Here is an 18,878-nt window from a genome sequence, read left to right as displayed (position 1 = left end):
CGCCACCGCAGATCCACACGCGAGAACCGGCCCGCCACCCGCGCGAACACCGACTCCAGCTCAGCCGCCCACAGGCCAGCCTCGTCCACCCCCACCATGCCCAGGACAACGAAACCGACCAGCTCAGGCAACGATCTCTGACTGGAATACTAATACTGCAACGGTGCTTGTTCTGAGTGAGGGCAGTTTTCAGGGGCTGTGTCCACGGTGCTTGTAGTGACTAAGCCGAGCTTGGTACTGCCGTCTCCGGCGCCATGTCGACCAGTGCAGGATGTGGTCGAGGGGTGTGGGTCGGCGGTTGGTGAGGCGGGTGATCAGGCGTCTGATTTCGGCGAGGCTGAGGTGGATGAGCTGGGAGGATCCGTTTCTGCTTTGTCCGTGTCCAGCTCTCGTGCTCGCAGGACGGTCAGGCATGCGTGGGCGGCCATGGCGAGGGTCATGTGGCGGTGCCAGCCGGGATAGCGGCGAACCTGGTAGTCATCCAGACCGCACTCCTGCTTCGCGTCCTGGAAGCACTCTTCAATGGCCCACCGGCTGCCCGCGATGCGGATCAGCTCATCAAGGGTGGTCTCGGCGGGGCAGTAGGCGATGTAGTAGGAGATCTCCTAGGGACGGCTGACGCTGCGACGGGCAAGGACCCAGTGTCGGCGGTCCTCGCGGTGCCAGGGCCTGACCTCGACGCGTGCCCAGTCGTAGATGCGCTGGCCGTGGGCGCCGTCGCCGCAGGAACGGCGCTTCCATTTCTGCCTGGGCAGGCCGGGAAAGAGGTCGTGCACGGGGTGATCGATGGCTCAGCGGGTAACGACGGTGTCGTGGCGGGTGGTGGCCATGACGTGGAAGACGTCGGCTTGCTCCAACTCGGACCGCCAGCCCTTGTTGAATCCGTAAGCGGCGTCCGCGGTCACCCACCGAAACGGGATGCGATCGGCGATGGCCCGCCGGACCATCGCCTTGGCCATGGCCACCTTCGTCTCGAAGACGACCGCGTCATCGATGCCGGCCCGGCGGCACCGTTCCCGGTCCTCGGTCCAGGAGGCGGGCAGATAAAGACGCCGGTCGATCAGCGTCCGGCCGTGGTCGGTGGCGTAGGCGAGGAAGACGCCGATCTGGCAGTTCTCGGTCCGCCCGGCGGTGCCGGAGTACTGCCGCTGCACCCCCGCCGACCGCACCCCTTTCTTCAGAAAGCCGGTGTCGTCCACGACCAGAACGGCGTCCCGGTCACCCAGGTTGTCGGCCACGTACCGGCGCACATCCTCAAGGACCTCATCGGCGTCCCACTCGATCCGGTTCAGCATCCGGTAGATACGGTCCGGGCCCGCGTGACCCGCCTCCTCCGCCAAGGTCCAGCCGTTCTTGCGCTGCAACGGAGCGATCAGTCCCCGCATATAGGCCAGTGCCGACTCCCTCGGTTCCGACCTGTTGAACCGATGCACGAACCGCTCATGCACAGCGCTCAGTTCACTCGCCCACAACCTGACATCAGCAAGGTCCCCACCCATAACCACACCAACGACCGACCTGGTCAGCAGTCACGGCAAATACCGTTGCAGTACTAAGCCGGTCTTGAACCATCCCTGGGCACCGAAGCACTTACAAATCTCGCCCTCGCTGAGCCCCGAATCCGGCAAAGCTTCACAAGAGAGAGCCAAGGAGGTGCCTCTGCGGACCACGTCTGGCACACCCCGACCTGCGAACCCCCCCTGATGGCCCATCAGGAAGTGCACCAAACGTGCATCATACATGCGTCACGCGCGTCGCTCGTGCGTCACGATATCGCCCGTAACGCACACAACGCCCATAATGCACACTTGAAGAAACCGCAGGTCAGCAGCCCTTCTCAGCGGGCTCAAGAACCGCCACACACTCCACATGCTGCGTCATCGCGAAACATGTGGAACCGAAACGCGTGGAAGGAGTCGCAGGTCAGTGACCTGCGCGAGAAAATTAAGGCAAATCGTCCGTGTTCACTGTGTGCGCGAGCCTGACGCACGCCGCCCAGGCTCCCACTGCCCTGTATCAGCCTCCCGCACGACGGTGGACGTCTCAAGGCCCACACCGCTCTCGCCTGGTAACGCTCAACGGCCTCCGCGTTGTCGGTGCACGTCTGTAGGCTGCTGCGCGAGCCCGTCCAGGAAGGCGATGCATGAGTGGTTGGATGTCCTCGACCGCTTCATCCGGGACGCCATGTTCTTGGAGGGGACGTTTCAGGAGACCTCGACGCTGAGGCACCCCACGGATCAAGGCAATGAGCGTGAGCACGCTGTCCGGGCGATGGTCGGCAAGTACATTCAGTGCAGAGCCGCGATCTACAAGCGTGCCGAGATCGAGGATTCCAGCACGAGGGCATGGTTCCACCAGCAAGACATCGTTCTGGCTGACCCGGCGGTAGAACCTCATCGCATCCTCAAAGACGACGGTCGGGTGTACACCGATCCATCGGCGGTCCATACCGCCATCGAGGTCAAGAGCATGGTGGACAGTGAAGTCCTGGGCAAGGCCATGCAGTCGATCGCCGATGTGCAGACAGCACCACGGCGCCGGCAGGCCGAGGTCCACCACCTTCGCTTCCCCTCCAGCACCGGACAGATGCACTACGTACCGACCTCAGGAGGCGTGTTCGCCTACGGTTCCACGTCCAAGCGGGTCGGAACCGTGACCCGTTGGATCGAGGGCTGGTACCGTGACCGCTCTCTGGAGGAGTGGCCCAAGTTCGTCACCATCGCCGATCTTGGCCACTTCATGTGGTGCGACCCACGCTCGGGTAACGCCGTCCCCTGGCCCATCACCGGCCCGGAGGTCCTCATGTGCTTCCGGGCCACGCACGCGCATCATCCGCTGGTCGCTCTCTCGACCCACCTCAACTACCTGTGCCGACTCTGGTGGGTGCCCGGAACAGCTCTCCGCCTGGGGGACGTTGCAGACATCCCGCACGGGCTTCGCGTGGGTGAGGCAGTCTACCCGTCAGGGGGCACAGCACCAGAGAACGCCTGCGAGCACGTCTGTTTGGACTGCCAACGGTTCGGTCAGCACTGACCAGGCTCAGACCGGCGCCCAGCCGGGCGCGCCTAAGCGAGCGTACCGCGGGAGGGCCCCGGCGAGATGCAGAACTGGAGCGCTCGGCGATACGCACGCTGGTTCTAGCCGAAGAGCCAGGCGGGTAGTACATCCTGTTCCAATGCGCATATCTGCCCGAGGCTTCGATCAGCAGCAGACGACGCCGTTGACTGACGCGCTGCCTGCGCTCCCGAGTCAGTACGACGTAGTCCGCCAGGCCGCCCGTGGTTACCGGAAGGACTACGCCCTCGACCGACTCCCTATAGGTGAGGGCGGCCAAGCCAAGATTTTCAACGCCACACACAAGCCCTCTGGCACCGCTGTAGTGGTCAAGAAGCGGACCTCGATGGGAGCCCGTGGACAGCGCCGCATGCGCCGTGAAATCGAGGCAGCACAGGCCCTGCGAGCCAACCCACATGTAATGCCCGTACTCGACTTCTGCCCCTCGTACCAATGGTTCGTCATGCCACGCGCTGAAGCCACCGCCGAGCAACACCGCACAGATCTACAAAGCCCGGAGCAGCTCCGCACCTTCGTAGACGCCATCGCCTCGGCACTAGCCGATGCCCATCGGGCCGGGTGGCTACACCGCGACATCAAGCCTTCCAATATCCTACTCCTCGACGGTCATTGGCGGCTTGCCGACTGGGGCATCGTGCGACGCCCACGCGGGCAAACCACTGAACTACTCACCAAGGAACGCATCGGTACCGAGGAGTTCGCTCCGCCAGAGCTGTCGACTAACCCCCACAACGCGACCCCCGCCAGTGACCTCTATAGCCTCGGTCAGGTGATCGGCTGGATTCTCACCGGCCGCACCCCACAGGCCAACGTTCCACTCTTGCCCACCCCGGGGCACCTGTGGTTTAGCGTGCTACGCCGCCTCACTCAACCTGATCCGTTGGAGCGGCCGCAAGACGTCGCCGGGTTCATCGCACTCGTTGACCGCGAGACGACACCTCCAACCGTGGATCCCTATGTCCGCGCCAGAGCATTGTTGGCGCTCGCCGGGACCGCAGACGAAAGCGGCGGGCGCCAGCTGATCTCCCTGGCAGCTGACAAACCAGAGGATTACGATGTATACGTCAACGCGCTGGTCCAGCTGCCAATCGACTCAGCTGGCCCCGCGCTGGCGGACAACAGCTCCCAGGCGGACTTTGTGCTCCGTTCACTAGCCGAGCACGCTGCAGGCAACGGCCGCCATCGGAACGTTCCCGCAGATGCCGATCGCGTTGTGGACTGGCTATTCTCCGTCATCTTCTACGCAACCCAAACGCGAAACTGGCAACTGCTAGACGAGGCGATGCGCGCCATGTGTCGTTGGGCTGCCGCCTCCGACCGGCAAGTGCCACAGACCATCATTCGCCACCGGCTCGGCATGCTCTCCGGGAAGGCAGCCGCGATCGTCGCAGCTGTGCTTCGGGACCAGCCAGACAGTGATGAACGCTTCCGCGTCGTCCACACTCACGGCAGAAGCCGCCTCGACACCACCACCGCCACGGCGCCGCAAGACCAAAGTGCAATTGCCCCACCAGGCAATGGCCAATCAGACCTATCAAATCAACGTCGAGCCCGGAGTTCGGGACTTCCAGACACCTCGCGTGGCAGTGTGCTGACTCTCCTATACCAACAAGCTGACGAGCTCGGCTGGTGCGAGATGAGTGAGGCCGCGAGGTCCGACCTGTACGACCAATGGGTGGCCGACCCAGCTATTGGCGGTACCCTTCTGCCACATTTCAGGTCAACGAATCAGGTACGTGCATGGATCAAGGACACTGCGATGCACCAGTTCCCCAGGGCGCTGGAAGGAATGGGGCCAATGACCCAATATGCCCCCAGGACGTTCCGCGGCCCCGATGAAATTGCCGCAGCAGCGTGCGGGCCCGGTTGGACAGCCGACCCCGAAACGGTCGCCCACAAGCCCAACCGCTTCATTGCCTCCAACGGTGACAAGAAGCGCGTCGTCGTCTGGGGTAACCCTCTTAACTTTCGCCATCTGCTGTGGGCGGCAATGAACGTAGGACAGGAGATGGCCGAGGCGCCTGTCATCGCCATTACCACAAAGCGTGGCGCCCCCGCCGACTCAGCCAACCGCGCCAAGCAAGAAGCCATCGCTCACCGCAGTGGAATACAACTTGTGCACCTGGTCCGTGACCTGCATCCGCGCCCAGACACCCGTAGCGCGGACAGATTCAAGTGATCATTTCGATGTCGCCTTTCGCGTTCCGAAATCGCGTCCTGCGCCGTCACCATCAAACGCCGCGGGCGTTGGAGCGCTCAACTCACCGACAAGGGACGGGCGTATCTAGCCGCCATCGATACCAGCCCCGGGGAGCACAGCGGCGAAGTACCTAAGGCACCCGGGGAAATACTGCCGTCACCACACGTCCGAACTGCGCCGAGGGCCCGCACGAACTACACCGACCAACTCCTCGAAGAGCTGTCAGCCAACAACTACCTCGTCAAGACGGCCGAGTCCGGCCCACACGCGGTGAACTGGGCATCGCAGATCAGTGCCGCACGCAAGTCCGGCAAGATCCCTCACACACAGGAGCTCCGCGGAAGGCAGACTCACCGCGGCTACGAAATCAAGCTCGTCGACACGCCTGCCTGGCGGCTCGTCGAACTCCCTCCAATCACCGTGCCGACCAGACTCACGCAGCCCCATACCGTGGTGGCCGCTCTCCAAGAGCAACCCCACCGCATGGAACTGACCAGATCCGTCTGCAGCCGAGCCCTGCGCATCATCCAGGCCCTTGTCACAGCCACCGAATCAAAGGGCCACACGGCGGCACTCGGCCCCACTCCAGGCGCTCCCCCACCCCGTCACCGTCGGCAGGCAGCACCACAGTTCACCATCACCGCCCAGGACGAAAGCATTGGCTTCCTCGTCCTGCAGGAACAAGACCACCGCAAACACGTCCCCACCGAGAAGGAACTCGCCGACGTCAAGAAACACACGTGGATGCGCATTCCTCGCTTCGACTACACCCCCGCCAACCGGCTGCGTCTCATCCTCCGCGGCGGCACCACACACCGCGGCAGCGAATGCGCCGATATACCTAATCGCCCTCTGGAGGACCAACTCGCCGAAGTCGTGCAAGAAGTCGACCTCCGCGGCGAAGCCGCGGAGGTCGACCGCCACGCAGATCAAAAAGCTCAGGAAGCGGCACAGCGGCACAGCGGCACAGCGGCACTGGGAAAGTGTCAGACATAAAGCCCGCGTCTCACACACCCACGCCTATCGCGTCAAGCACCTCGAAGAACAGTCAAGCGCTTGGCACCAGGCCAAGCGCCTGGCCGAATACGTCACAGCGGTACGCGACCACGCCACATCCTTGCCACCCGGGCAGGAAAGGACTGAGATCGACGCGTGGCTCGCGTTCACAGACGCCCACCTTCAACAGCTCACCGAGTCCGCCTTGGCACCGAAGCTGCCCATACCACCGCAGCCCAACTAAGCCGATCTTGAACCATTCCTGGGCAACCGAAGCACCTACGAATCTCGCCCCCACTGAGTCCCAAATTCGGCTATAACCGTCAGAGCTTCACCAAGGGAAAGCCAAGGAGGTGCTGCTGCGGACCGCGTCTGGCGCACCGCGACCTGCGAAAACTCACCCCTGATGACCCGTCAGGAAGTGCACCAAACGTGCGTCATGCGTGCGTCACGTGCGTCGCTCGTGCGTCAAGATGTCGCCCACAGCGCACACAATGCACACCAGACGAAACCGCAGGTCAGCGGCCCTTCTCAGCAGGCTCAAGAATCGCCACACACTCCACATGCTGCGTCATGGGAAACAGATCGAACGCCCGCAGCATCCGCACCCGGTAGCCGTCCTCGCGGAAGTAGCCCAGGTCGCGGGCCAGCGCGGCCGGGTCGCAGGCCACGTAGGCGATGCGGCGGGCGCCCAGGGCTGCGAGGTGGCGGACCGTCGGCCGGCCCGCTCCGGCGCGGGGCGGGTCCAGGACGATGAGGTCGACCTCCGTGATGCCCGTGCGCGGGAGGACCGCCTCGACCTTGCCCTGCTCGATGCGGACGCGGTCGAACGCGGCCAGGTTGTGGCGGGCATCCTCGACCGCCCGCTTGGCCGACTCGATGCCGAGCACCGCCCCCTCGTCGCCGACCCGGTCCGCGATCGCGCCCGCGAACAGGCCCACCCCGCAGTACAGGTCCAGCGCCGTCTCGCCCTTGCGCGGCAGGAGGCCCTGCATGACCGCCGTCACCAGGGTGTCCGCGGCCTTCGGGTGGACCTGCCAGAAGCCGCCGTTGCCGACGCGGTACGTACGGCCGTCGGCGCGCTCGCGCACGAAGGGGCGGCCGTGGACGCGGTGGACGCCGCCGTCCTTCTCGTCGACCCGCAGGACGGAGACCGGCCGGTCCAGTTCCACGAGGGGCAGGCGGGCGCCGGGGCGCGGGGTCAGGACCACCTGGCGGTCCTGCGAACCCGTCGCCGCGATGGCCTCCACCGTCTCCATGCCCGACCAGTCGCGCTGTTCCACGCCCAGCTCGCTGACGCCCTCCGCCGCGATCATGCAGTGGTCGATCGGCTGGACCTCGTGCGAGCGGTGGCGGCGCAGGCCCGCGCGGCCGGTGTCGGGGTCCACCGCGTACTGGACACGGGTGCGCCACGACGGCACCTCGCCCGCCGGGACCTTGTCGCCCTCGGCCGGCATCACCGTGCCGTCCCAGCCCGCCTCCTCGGGGGTCAGGCCCGCGAGCCGCTTCAACTGCTCGGTGAGGACCTCCGCCTTCAGGCGGCGCTGCGCGCCCGGCTTGGCGTGCTGCCAGTCGCAGCCGCCGCAGCGGCCGGGGCCCGCGTACGGGCAGGGCGCCTCGACGCGGTCCTTGGACGCTTCGAGCACCGTCACCGCGTCCGCCCGCAGGAAGCGCGAGGTCTCGTCGCCCTCGGTGACGCGGGCGACGATCCTCTCGCCGGGCAGGGTGTGGCGGACGAAGAGGACCCGGCCCTCGGGCGTACGGGCGATGCAGTGGCCGCCGTGGGCGACGGGGCCGACCTCGACCTCGTACTCCTCCCCCACCAGCGAGTTCTTCGGTTCTGCCTGCATGGTGGGGTGACTCCGCAACGTAAGAGGGGGAACGGACGGCCTGGGGCCGCCGGACGACAGCCCACCAGTTTACGTGGGTGGCGGGCTGCCGCTCACCAGGAGGCGTCCCCCCGCCCCTCGTTCCGCACCGGTGAGTAGCTCCCCGCGTGGCCCGCGCGGGCCCTCAGGCTCCCGCGCGCCGCCCGCCCGCGAGGGCCTCAGCCCTTCGGGCCCCTCTCCTTCGTCCGCTGCTTCTCCACCGGTCCGCGCCGCACCGAGCCCGGTGCGTTCCACTCCTGGCGCTTGCGGGCCCGGCGCTTCGCGGCCTCGGAGGACTCGAGCTGGTAGGGCACGGAGGTGACCATCACGCCGGGCGTGAAGAGCAGCCGGCCCTTGAGGCGCAGGGCGCTCTGGTTGTGCAGGAGGTGCTCGTACCAGTGGCCGACCACGTACTCGGGGATGATGACGCTCACCGCGTCCCGCGGGCTCTCCCGGCGCAGCGACTTCACGTACTCGATGACCGGGCGGGTGATCTCCCGGTACGGGGAGTCGAGGACCTTCAGCGGTACGGCGATGCCGCGGCGCTCCCACTCGGCGCGCAGCGCCTTGGTCTCGGCCGGGTCGACGTTGACGCTGAGCGCCTCCAGGGTGTCGGTGCGCATCAGCTTGGCGTACGCGAGGGCGCGCAGCGTCGGCTTGTGGATCTTGGAGACGAGGACGATGGAGTGCACGCGGGAGGGGCGGACGCTGTCCTCGGAGGGGACCTCGGGGGCCGCGATCTCCTCGGCGACGCGGTCGTAGTGGCGGCGGATCGCGGTCATCGTCGCGTAGAAGATGACCATGCCGAGCAGCGCGACCCAGGCGCCGTGGGTGAACTTCGTGACCAGCACGACGATCAGGACCAGGCCGGTGAAGAACGCGCCGAAGGTGTTGATCGCGCGGGAGCGGACCATGTGGCGGCGCTTGGCGGGGTCCTGCTCGGCGGCCAGGTGGCGGTTCCAGTGCCGGACCATGCCGATCTGGCTGAGGGTGAAGGAGACGAAGACGCCGACGATGTAGAGCTGGATCAGGCGGGTGGAGTCCGCGCCGTAGACGAAGACGAGCAGCGCCGCCGCGCCCGCGAGGAGCACGATGCCGTTGGAGAAGGCCAGGCGGTCGCCGCGGGTGTGGAGCTGGCGCGGCAGGTAGCGGTCCTGCGCGAGGATCGAGCCGAGCAGCGGGAAGCCGTTGTAGGCGGTGTTCGCGGCGAGGAACAGGACGAGCGCGGTGGCCGCTGCCAGGACGATGAACAGGAAGCTGCCGTCGCCGAAGACCGCCTCGGCGACCTGCGAGATCACCGGGTTCTGGACGTAGTCGCCGCCGACCGGGGAGCCGTTCTCGATGAGGTCCTTGGCGGGGTTCTCGGCCATGTGGACGTTGGTCGCCATGGCGAGGCCGATGATGCCGCAGAACATGGTGACGGCGAGGCCGCCCATGAGCGCGAGCGTGGTGGCCGCGTTCCGCGACTTGGGCTTGCGGAAGGCGGGCACGCCGTTGCTGATGGCCTCGACGCCGGTGAGCGCGGCACAGCCGGAGGAGAAGGCGCGCAGCAGCAGGAAGACGAGCGCGAAGCCGGCGATGCCCTGGTGCTCGGCCTCGATCTCGAAGTCGGCGGTCGGGGCCTTCATGGTGTCGTCGAGGACGAAGCCGCGGAAGGCGCCCCAGGCGATCATGAGGAAGACGCCGACGACGAACACGTAGGTCGGGATCGCGAAGAGCTTGCCGGACTCCTTCACGCCGCGCAGGTTCATGAGCGTGAGGAGGACGATGACCGCGACCGCGCACAGCACCTTGTGTTCGACCACGAACGGGATCGCGGAGCCCAGGTTCTCGATGCCCGAGGAGATCGACACGGCCACGGTGAGGACGTAGTCGACGAGCAGGGCGCTCGCGACGGTCAGGCCCGCCTTGGGACCGAGGTTGGTGTTGGCGACCTCGTAGTCGCCGCCGCCGCTCGGGTACGCGTGCACGTTCTGCCGGTACGAGGCGACGACGGTGAACATCAGCACGACGACCGCGACGGCGATCCACGGGCTGTAGTGGTACGCCGACGCGCCCGCGATGGACAGGACGAGCAGCACCTCGCCGGGCGCGTACGCGACGGAGGACAGCGGGTCGGACGCGAACACGGGGAGGGCGATGCGCTTCGGCAGGAGCGTTTCCCCGAGCCTGTCGCTGCGCAGTGCGCGCCCGATGAGGATCCGTTTGGGCACGTCGGTCAGTTTGGACACGCAGAGGATCGTAAGCGGTCGGGAAGGGTGCCGCCCACCCAGTACCTGCGAGTTGTCAAGAGCATCTGCCGAAAGGTTAAAGAGATGTTCAAGACGCGACGCCGGTGAGCGGTCGGCCCGGGCCGACCGCCCGGACCGACCGCCCGCCGCAGCGTCCGCCGCAGCGCCCTCAGCGCCCGGCCGTCGCCCCGGTCCACGCCGTCGGCGGCTGCGTCCCGTCGGTGCCTCCGTCGGTGCCTCCGCCGGTGTCCCCGTGGGCGTCCGCCGGGGGCGCGTACCCGCGGGTGAGCCGCTCCTCGGCCCGGCGTACGGCCTTCGACGGCCACCACGTGGCGCGGCCGAGGAGGAGCAGTGCCGCCGGCAGGATCATGACGCGGATCACGAACGCGTCCACCAGGACGGCCACCGCGAGCACGAAGCCCATCTGCTTCATCTCCAGGATGTGCAGCATCACGAAGCTGGCGAAGACGGTGACCATGACGATCGCCGCGCTCGTGACGACCTTCGCCGAGGAGGCGATGCCGTCGATGACGGCCTTGCGCGTCGGCACCCCGTTCAGCGCCGCCTCGCGGATCCGGCTGACCACGAACACCTGGTAGTCCATCGAGAGTCCGAAGAGGATCACCAGGAGGAACAGCGGCACGCGCGAGGAGATCCCGTGCAGTGACACGAAGGACAGCAGGTCCTCCGCCCACTCGCCCTGGAAGACGAGGACGAGCAGGCCCAGCGCGGACGCGGCGGACAGCAGGTTGAGCGCGACGCCGAGCAGGCCGAGCACGACGGACCGGAAGGCGTAGACGGTCATCGCGAAGGTCAGCAGCAGCAGCGCTCCGAGGACCAGCGGCAGCTTGTCGTTCTGGTGGTCGACGTAGTCGATGCCGCGCGGTACGTCGCCGCTGACGGCCGTCTCGACGCCGTCGAGCCTGCCGAGGGTCGCGGGCAGGTGGTCGTCGCGCAGGTGGTCCAGGGTGCGGGCCGCCTTCTCGGAGTACGTGGCGTGCCGGGCGCCCAGGTCCAGGGTGCTGATGCGCCGGTCCTCTGAGGTCTTGATCTGCGGTGCGGCGCGGTTGCCGAAGAGCGGGTCGGCCGTAGTCTCGCGGTGCAGGGCGCGCAGGGCGCGGACCACGTCGTCGGACCGCTCGGGCGTGGAGCGCGCCACGACCAGGAAGCGCAGGCGCAGGTCGGGGTAGGCCGCGAGCAGCCGGTCGTAGCCCTGCATCGCCGGGATCTCGCGGGAGAAGCTGTCCCGGGCGGGGTCCTTCAGCTTCATGTCGAGGGCCGGCAGGGAGAGGCCGACCAGCGCGAGGACCGCGAGGCACAGGGTGAGGGCGGGGCGCTTGCGGGCCGGCGCCAGGAGCACGTTCCAGACCCGGCCCGGCTGCTTCTCCGCGTACGGCTGCACGGGCTTGCCGCGCTCGCGGCGCCGGGCGGCCCGGCGTTCGGCGCGCTGCCCCAGCTTGACCAGCATGGCGGGCAGCGCGGTCACGGAGCTGACCACGGCGACGGCCACGACGAGGATGGTGCCGGTGGCGAGCGAGTCGAAGATCACGTCGCCCGCCAGGTACAGGGCGGCGGTGGAGACGATCACGGCGAGCCCGGAGACGACGATGGCGCGGCCGGCCGTCGCGGCGGCGGTCTCCACCAGCGCCTCGGTGGACAGGCGGCCGCCGCCGCGGGCCCGCTCCTCGCGCTCGCGCTTGAGGTAGAAGAGCGTGTAGTCGACGCCGACGGCCATGCCGATGAGCAGGATCATGTTCATCCCGACGCCGGTGTCGGGCAGCAGGTGCGAGGCCAGCATGGCCAGGCCCATGGTCGCCATGATCGAGGTGATCGCGAGCAGCAGCGGCACGCCGACCATGAGCACCGAGCCGAACACCAGGGCCAGCGTGACGAGCGTGACCGGCAGCGTGATCATCTCGGAGAACGCCAGGTCCTTGCCGCGCTGGTCGTTCACGCCCTTGCTGACGGAGGCGGCGCCGGTCTCCTCGACCACGACCTTCGGGTGGGCCTTCTCGACCTCCTCGGTCTCCTTCTGGAGCGGGACGACGTTCTTCTTGCCCTCCTGCTCCGGGCCCTTCAGCGTCACGGGCACGCGCAGGACGTCGCCGTCCTTGGAGCGGACGGGCGCGCCCACCTCGTCGACCTCGGGCAGGGCCCGCATCCGCCGGGTGACGTCCCGCACGGCGGCGTCGGCCGCGCGCTCGTCGAGGCGACCGCCCTTGGCGCTGATCAGGATCTGTTCGAGGGGCTTGATCTGGAGGTCGCCCTCGGTGGCCATGGCCTCGGCGCGCCCGGCCTCGCCGACCTGGAAGTCCTCCGAGGTCGCGCTGTTCATCCCGGCCGTGATGCCGGCGCCGAGGCACAGCACCACGAAGACGAACCAGCCGACGATCGCCCGCCAGGGGTGCAGCGCGCTCCAGCGGGCCACCCGCACGGTGACCGACCGCCGGCCCCGGGCGGACCCGCCGGATCCCCGTTCCCTCATGTCCGGCCCCCTCGTGTCCACGGCTACCCCTTTCCGTCCTTCACATGTAACTTCAGACTTACAGGTGAAGGATGAAGGCGTCAACTGTCAGGTTGGAATGGAAAACTCCGGCACGACGGAGGGTTTGACAGTGCTTCACAGCGTGCGTAAGCCTTGGCTGACAGGTATCGGGACGGCACAGAGGCGGGCCATGAACAGCGAGGAGCTGCTTGCCCTCCTCTCGGCGGTGGGGCACGCGCAGCGCATCCGGATCATCACGGAGCTCGCCCCGGGCCCCATGTACGTCAGCGAACTGGCGCGGCGCCTCGGCGTCTCCCGCCCCCTGCTCTACATGCACCTGGAGCGCCTGGAGAAGGCGGGTCTCGTGGTCGGCCGCCTGGAGCTCTCGGACGCGGGCAAGGCCCTCAAGTACTTCGAACTCGCGCCGTTTGACGTGCGGTTGAACGTCGATACGATTCTTGCTGCTGCCCAGCAGGACGGGGCGAGCGAAGCCGGACAGCACTCTTCTGAGGGGACGCCCCAATGAGCGACGCGATCATTCCGATCGCCTTCTTCGTCATCCTTGCCGGTGCGATCGTCGCCGTCTCGTACTTCCAGACGCAGCGCGGCCGCGAGCGCGACCGCGCCTACGCGGAGGCGATGGAGGGCTACCGGCAGGCCGTCGAGGCGTCCCGTTCCGAGGCCGAGGCCGTGCGCCTGCAGCTCACCGAGCTGAACCTGCGCGTCAAGGCCATGGAGACCCTGCTGCGCGCCGTCGACTAGCACGGAACCCGCGCCGGGCCGCAGCCGCCCCTCGGGCTCCGGGCCGGGGGCGGAAGCCGTTACCGTGGACTCTGCAAACGCACCGGGACACCGACCGGGACAGCCGAGAGCACCCCGCACCGCCAACCGCAGGGCGGGACGTGCCGCCGCGCCGCGCAGGCGCGCCGAAAGAGAGTCATGAGTAAGGCATTCACGCAGGTCAAGTGGGCCATGAGGAGCGCGGGGTAGCGACGTGCACATCGTCATCATGGGCTGCGGAAGAGTGGGCTCCGCTCTCGCGCAGACCCTGGAACAGCAGGGGCACACGGTCGCCGTGGTCGACCAGGACCCCACTGCCTTCCGCCGTCTGGGCTCCGGCTTCGGCGGCCGCCGCGTGACCGGCGTCGGCTTCGACCAGGACACCCTGCGCGAGGCCGGCATCGAGGACGCGGGCGCCTTCGCCGCCGTCTCCAGCGGCGACAACTCGAACATCATCGCCGCCCGGGTGGCCCGCGAGATGTTCGGCATCGAGAACGTCGCGGCCCGTATCTACGACCCGCGCCGCGCCGAGGTCTACCAGCGCCTGGGCATCCCCACGGTCGCCACGGTCCGCTGGACCGCCGACCAGATGCTGCGGCGCCTGCTGCCCTCCGGCGCGGAGCCGCTGTGGCGCGACCCCACCGGGGGCGTCCAGCTCGCCGAGGTGCACACCTCGCCCTCCTGGATCGGCCACAAGGTCAGCCGCCTCCAGGAGGAGACCGGCGTACGCGTCGCCTTCCTCACCCGGCTCGGCGAGGCGGTCCTGCCGACCTCCCAGACGGTGTTGCAGGAGGGCGACCTGGTGCACGTGATGATGCGCACCGACGAGGTCGAGAAGGTCGAGGCGGCGTTCGCCGAGGGCCCCGAGGAAGGCGGTCAGTGATGAGGGTCGCCATTGCCGGAGCGGGCGCGGTGGGCCGTTCCATCGCCGGTGAGCTCCTGGAGAACGGGCACGAGGTGCTGCTCGTCGACAAGGCGCCGACGGCCATCTCCGTCGAGCGCGTCCCGCAGGCCGAGTGGCTGCTCGCCGACGCCTGCGAGATCACCTCGCTCGACGAGGCGGCGCTCCAGCGCTGCAACGTCGTCATCGCCGCGACGGGCGACGACAAGGTGAACCTGGTCGTCTCGCTCCTGGCCAAGACCGAGTACGGCGTCCCGCGCGTCGTCGCCCGGGTCAACAACCCCAAGAACGAGTGGCTCTTCAACGAGTCCTGGGGCGTCGACGTCGCGGTCTCCACGCCGCGCCTGATGTCCGCCCTCGTCGAGGAGGCGGTGAGCGTCGGCGACCTGGTGCGCCTGCTGCGCTTCAGCCACGGCGACGCCAACCTGGTCGAGCTGACGCTGCCGCCGGAGTCGGCCCTCGCGGGCACCCGCGTCGGCGACGTCCAGTGGCCCGAGGACACGTCCCTCGTCACGATCATCCGTGGTACGCGCGTCCTCACGCCGACCCCGGACGACTCGCTGGAGGCCGGCGACGAGCTGCTCTTCGTGGCCGCGCAGGCCCGCGAGGAGCAGTTGGAGGACCTCCTGTCGGCCCGCCGGGACTAGCCGGAACAGACGCAGGTGGGGGCGCCCAGGAAGTCCTGGGCGCCCCCACCTGTGTGAGCCGCTGGTGCCCCGCGACACCTCCGGGGCCCCGCCGTGCAGCCCGCGGCCGGGCCTCAGGCCTCCGGCTGGGCCCGACGGGCCGCCTCGGCCTTCTCCTCCGCCTCCATCTCGGCGAACACGTCGATCGGCGGCGGCGCCTTGGCCAGGAAGATCCAGGTGAAGTACACCGCGAGGACCATCGGCGGCAGCTTCAGGGCGATCAGGACCCAGCCGAGCTGCTCGGTGTCCCCCCACCAGTACAGCGGGAAGAGGATCGCGTACTTGCCGAGGAAGATCAGGCCCCAGGCCAGGGACGCCTTCGTGTACGCCTTCTTGCGGCCGGGGTTGCGGGTGCGCCAGGAGAGGTTCTCGCGGAACACCGGCCCGAGCAGCAGGCCGAGCAGCGGATAGCCCACCAGGGCCGAGACGAAGAACGCGGTGCCGAGGCCCACGCCGTAGATCATCCCCGGCAGGTAGAAGTCCTTGGCGTTGCCCGTGAACATCGCGAAGGCCACGCCGAACGCGACGCCGAAGACGCCGCTGAAGGCGTGCTTGACCGTGTCGCGGCGCACCAGGCGGACCACGACCAGGGCCAGCGCCACGGCCAGGGCCGCGATCGCCGACATGTGCAGGTCCTTGTTGATCGTGTAGATCAGCACGAACAGCAGGCCCGGGACCATCGTCTCGACCGTGCCGCGGATGCCGCCGAAGGCGTCGAAGAGGGCGGCCTGGGTCAGCGCCCTGGTGTCGGCGTCCTGGGAGTCCTGCGCGTTCTGGGGGCCCTGGGGACGCGCGCCCCCCAGGCCCTGGTCGGTCGGCTTGTCGACTGACGTCACCGGCTACTCCCGTCCGAGCGGTCTGAGTTCGTACTTGGGGTTGAAGAGCACTCTGCGACCGCGGTCTATGGAGATCCGTCCCGACGCGATCAGGCGGCGGCCCGGCTCGATGCCGACGATGGAGCGCCTGCCGAGCCAGACCACGTCGAGCGCGGCGGAGCCGTCGAACAGCTCCGCCTCCAGAGCGGGCACACCGGCGCGTGGCCGTAGAGTGACCGTGCGCAACGTACCAGTAACCGTGACGATCTGGCGGTCGTGGCAGTCGCCGATGCGGGTGCAGCCCGCCGTCTCGGCGTCCTCGCGCAGCTCCTGGGAGTCCAAGTCCTGCTGGGAGGACGACAGCCGGTCGAGCATGCGCCGGAAACGGCCCGCGGGCTTGTCGGGTCCAGGAACAGCACTCATACCTTGAGCCTACCGGTGCGCCCCGACACCCCGGCAATGCCGGTGCCCGCCCCTGTGCGCGGGGCGGCCGGCCCGGGCGGGCCCCCGGCACAGCCCTACTTCTCGAAGCGGTAGCCCATCCCCGGCTCCGTGATGAAGTGCCGGGGGTGGGCCGGGTCCGCCTCCAGCTTGCGCCGCAGTTGCGCCATGTACACGCGCAGGTAGTTCGTCTCCGTGCCGTAGGAGGGGCCCCACACCTCCTGGAGGAGCTGCTTCTGGCTCACCAGGCGTCCCGCGTTGCGGACGAGCACCTCCAGGAGGTGCCACTCGGTGGGTGTGAGCCGCACGTCGCGCCCGCCCCGGTTGACCTTCTTCGCGGCGAGGTCGACCGTGAAGTCGGCGGTCTCGATGGTCACGTCGTCCTCGCCCGCGCCGACGGGTTCCGCGCGGCGCACGGCGGCCCGGAGCCGGGCGAGGAGCTCGTCCATGCCGAAGGGCTTGGTCACGTAGTCGTCGGCGCCCGCGTCCAGGGCCTCGACCTTCTCGTCCGAGCTGTGCCGGGCGGACAGGACCAGGATGGGGACGCGCGTCCAGCCGCGCAGGCCCTTGATCACCTCCACGCCGTCCATGTCGGGCAGACCGAGGTCGAGCACGATCACGTCGGGGTGGCGGGCGGCCGCGAGCTGGAGGGCGGTCGCGCCGTCCGGCGCGGCGTCCACCTCGTACTTGCGTGCCTTCAGGTTGATCACGAGGGCGCGTACGATCTGCGGCTCGTCGTCGACCACGAGCACCCGGGTCATTCCTACCTGCCTTTCGGGCTTGTCAGCGCCGCTGGTGCGGCGGTCGGTGCCACGGACGCGGCCGGGGCCTGCCGTCACGGGGCCGTGGTGGCCCGGAGGCCGGGCACGGCGGCCGGCCGGCCGCCCGCCGCCTTCAGCGTCAGCACCATGGTGAGGCCGCCGCCGGGGGTGTCCTCGGCGGTGAGGGTGCCGCCCATGGACTCCACGAAGCCGCGGGCGACGGCGAGGCCGAGCCCGACCCCGCTGCCCCGTGGAGCGTCACCGTAGCGCTGGAACGGCTCGAAGATGCGTTCCTTGGCGTCGTCGGGGACGCCCGGCCCGCGGTCCACGACGCGCACCTGCACCTGGTCGCCCAGGGTGCTCGCCGACACCAGGACGGGGGTGTGCTCGGGCGCGTACTTGACGGCGTTCTCGACGATGTTGGCGACGGCCCGCTCCAACAGGCCCTTGTCGACGGCGACCATCGGCAGGTTCTCGGGCACGTCGAGGTCCACGCTGCCGTCCGGTACGCCGCCGAGCGCCATCGGCACCACCTCGTCGAGGTCGATCTCGCGGATCAGCGGCGCGACCGTGCCGGTCTGCAGGCGGGACATGTCCAGGAGGTTGCCGACGAGGTGGTCGAGCCGGTCGGCGCCCGCCTCGATGCCTTCGAGCAGCTCGGCCCGGTCCTCCTCGGACCACTCCACGTCCTCGGAGCGCAGCGAGGTGACCGCGGCCTTGATCCCGGCCAGCGGGGTGCGCAGGTCGTGGCTGACGGCGGCGAGCAGGGCGGTGCGGATGCGGTTGCCCTCGGCGAGGGTGCGGGCCCGGTCGGCCTCGGTCTGGAGGCGCTGGCGGTCCAGGACGACGGCGGCCTGCGCGGCGAACGCGGCGAGCACGCGGCGGTCCTCGGCGGGCAGCACCCGGCCGGACAGGGCGAGCGCCATGTGGTCGCCGACGGGCACGTCGACGTCGGCGTCCTCGGGGCGCTCGACGTGCGCGCGGCTGCCGACGCCGGCCGCGCACGTCCAGGGCGCGAGGTCGTGCTCGCGCTCCAGGAGGGCCACGGACTCCATGCCGAAGGTCTCGCGGACGGTCTCCAGGAGGGATTCGAGGCTGTTCTCGCCGCGCAGCACGCTGCCCGCGAGGTGGGAGAGGATCTCCGACTCGGCGCGCAGCCGGGCGGCCTGGTGGGTGCGGCGCGCGGCGAGGTCCACGACGGAGGCGACGGCGATCGCGACGGAGACGAAGACGGCGATCGCGACGATGTTCTTGGAGTCGGAGATCGTCCACCGGTGCAGCGGCGGGGCGAAGTGGTAGTTGAGCAGCAGGGAGCCGAAGGCGGCGGAGGCGAGCGCCGGGAGCATGCCGCCGAGCAGGGCCGCCGCGACCGTCAGGGTCAGGAACAGCAGCATGTCGTTGGCGAGCCCGAGGTCCGCGTCGACGTTGGTGAGCAGCAGGGTGAGCAGCGCGGGCCCGACGACGCCGACGAACCAGCCCCAGATGATGCGGGAGCGGCCGAGGCGGGCGCCGCGGGCCACGGGCAGTCCGCGGCCCTTGGCGACCTCGCTGTGCGTGACGATGTGGACGTCGAGGTCGGGCCCGGACTCGCGGGCCACCGTCGCGCCCACGCCCGGCCCGAAGACGTACTGCCAGGCCT

14 protein-coding genes and 1 pseudogene are annotated in these 18,878 nt (G+C 68.7%); 7 read left to right on the top strand and 8 right to left on the bottom strand.

Annotation, left to right across the window (positions count from 1 at the left end; translation table 11 throughout):
• Positions 1 to 314: 314 nt before the first annotated feature.
• A pseudogene (locus IE330_RS32695) lies at positions 315 to 1,499 on the bottom strand (IS701 family transposase).
• 640 nt (positions 1,500 to 2,139) lie between these two features.
• On the opposite strand from IE330_RS32695, the gene IE330_RS32690 reads away from it, so the two are divergent.
• The 3 genes from IE330_RS32690 to IE330_RS39340 all read left to right on the top strand — a co-directional run bounded on the left by IE330_RS32690 (position 2,140) and on the right by IE330_RS39340 (position 6,271).
• Positions 2,140 to 3,033: a DUF6602 domain-containing protein gene (locus IE330_RS32690; protein ID WP_190139799.1), complete on the top strand. Its 894-nt coding sequence runs from the start codon at positions 2,140 to 2,142 to the stop codon at positions 3,031 to 3,033.
• Positions 3,034 to 3,175: 142 nt separating this feature from the next.
• Positions 3,176 to 5,254: a protein kinase domain-containing protein gene (locus tag IE330_RS32685; protein WP_190139798.1), complete on the top strand. Its 2,079-nt coding sequence runs from the start codon at positions 3,176 to 3,178 to the stop codon at positions 5,252 to 5,254.
• 504 nt (positions 5,255 to 5,758) lie between these two features.
• Positions 5,759 to 6,271, top strand: coding sequence for a hypothetical protein (locus IE330_RS39340; RefSeq protein WP_229926088.1), 513 nt, complete (start codon positions 5,759 to 5,761; stop codon positions 6,269 to 6,271).
• Positions 6,272 to 6,789: 518 nt separating this feature from the next.
• Here the strand turns inward: IE330_RS39340 and IE330_RS32675 are convergent.
• The 3 genes from IE330_RS32675 to IE330_RS32665 form a co-directional block, all read right to left on the bottom strand.
• On the bottom strand, positions 6,790 to 8,121 hold the full coding sequence (locus IE330_RS32675; RefSeq protein ID WP_190139797.1) for a class I SAM-dependent RNA methyltransferase: 1,332 nt from the start codon (positions 8,119 to 8,121) through the stop codon (positions 6,790 to 6,792).
• A gap of 197 nt (positions 8,122 to 8,318) precedes the next feature.
• Complete coding sequence (locus IE330_RS32670) at positions 8,319 to 10,370, bottom strand: APC family permease (protein ID WP_190139796.1); 2,052 nt, start codon at positions 10,368 to 10,370, stop codon at positions 8,319 to 8,321.
• Between the two features lie 169 nt (positions 10,371 to 10,539).
• Positions 10,540 to 12,855 carry an MMPL family transporter gene (locus IE330_RS32665; protein WP_190139795.1) on the bottom strand — a complete coding sequence of 772 codons (2,316 nt, stop codon included), beginning with the start codon at positions 12,853 to 12,855 and terminating at the stop codon, positions 10,540 to 10,542.
• Between the two features lie 190 nt (positions 12,856 to 13,045).
• Here IE330_RS32665 and IE330_RS32660 point away from each other — a divergent pair, with 190 nt between their 5' ends.
• The 4 genes from IE330_RS32660 to IE330_RS32645 all read left to right on the top strand — a co-directional run bounded on the left by IE330_RS32660 (position 13,046) and on the right by IE330_RS32645 (position 15,183).
• Positions 13,046 to 13,381, top strand: coding sequence for an ArsR/SmtB family transcription factor (locus IE330_RS32660; protein WP_190139794.1), 336 nt, complete (start codon positions 13,046 to 13,048; stop codon positions 13,379 to 13,381).
• Positions 13,378 to 13,617: a hypothetical protein gene (locus IE330_RS32655; RefSeq protein WP_190139793.1), complete on the top strand. Its 240-nt coding sequence runs from the start codon at positions 13,378 to 13,380 to the stop codon at positions 13,615 to 13,617. Before IE330_RS32660 ends, IE330_RS32655 begins: the two co-directional genes overlap by 4 nt.
• A 232-nt stretch (positions 13,618 to 13,849) precedes the next feature.
• The gene (locus IE330_RS32650) at positions 13,850 to 14,518 is read left to right on the top strand and encodes a potassium channel family protein (protein WP_190139792.1); all 669 of its coding nucleotides are present in this window, start codon (positions 13,850 to 13,852) and stop codon (positions 14,516 to 14,518) included.
• Positions 14,518 to 15,183 (top strand): potassium channel family protein, encoded by a 666-nt coding sequence (locus IE330_RS32645; protein WP_190139791.1) that lies wholly within the window; start codon positions 14,518 to 14,520, stop codon positions 15,181 to 15,183. Before IE330_RS32650 ends, IE330_RS32645 begins: the two co-directional genes overlap by 1 nt.
• 113 nt (positions 15,184 to 15,296) lie before the next feature.
• On the opposite strand, the gene IE330_RS32640 is transcribed toward IE330_RS32645, so the two are convergent.
• From IE330_RS32640 to IE330_RS32625, 4 genes are all read right to left on the bottom strand, one after another.
• Positions 15,297 to 16,058: a DUF3159 domain-containing protein gene (locus tag IE330_RS32640; protein ID WP_373314786.1), complete on the bottom strand. Its 762-nt coding sequence runs from the start codon at positions 16,056 to 16,058 to the stop codon at positions 15,297 to 15,299.
• A gap of 3 nt (positions 16,059 to 16,061) precedes the next feature.
• The gene (locus tag IE330_RS32635; protein WP_190139790.1) at positions 16,062 to 16,460 is read right to left on the bottom strand and encodes an OB-fold nucleic acid binding domain-containing protein; all 399 of its coding nucleotides are present in this window, start codon (positions 16,458 to 16,460) and stop codon (positions 16,062 to 16,064) included.
• 95 nt (positions 16,461 to 16,555) lie between these two features.
• Positions 16,556 to 17,239 carry a response regulator gene (locus tag IE330_RS32630; RefSeq protein ID WP_190139789.1) on the bottom strand — a complete coding sequence of 228 codons (684 nt, stop codon included), beginning with the start codon at positions 17,237 to 17,239 and terminating at the stop codon, positions 16,556 to 16,558.
• Positions 17,240 to 17,313: 74 nt separating this feature from the next.
• The coding region (locus IE330_RS32625) for an ATP-binding protein (protein WP_190139788.1) at positions 17,314 to 18,878 on the bottom strand (1,565 nt) is incomplete at its 5' end.

It is taken from the genome of Streptomyces longispororuber (genome assembly GCF_014656095.1).
Classification (GTDB): domain Bacteria; phylum Actinomycetota; class Actinomycetes; order Streptomycetales; family Streptomycetaceae; genus Streptomyces; species Streptomyces longispororuber.
The sequence above is the reverse complement of the archived record's forward strand: the minus strand, read 5'-3'. Positions and strand labels throughout refer to the sequence as shown.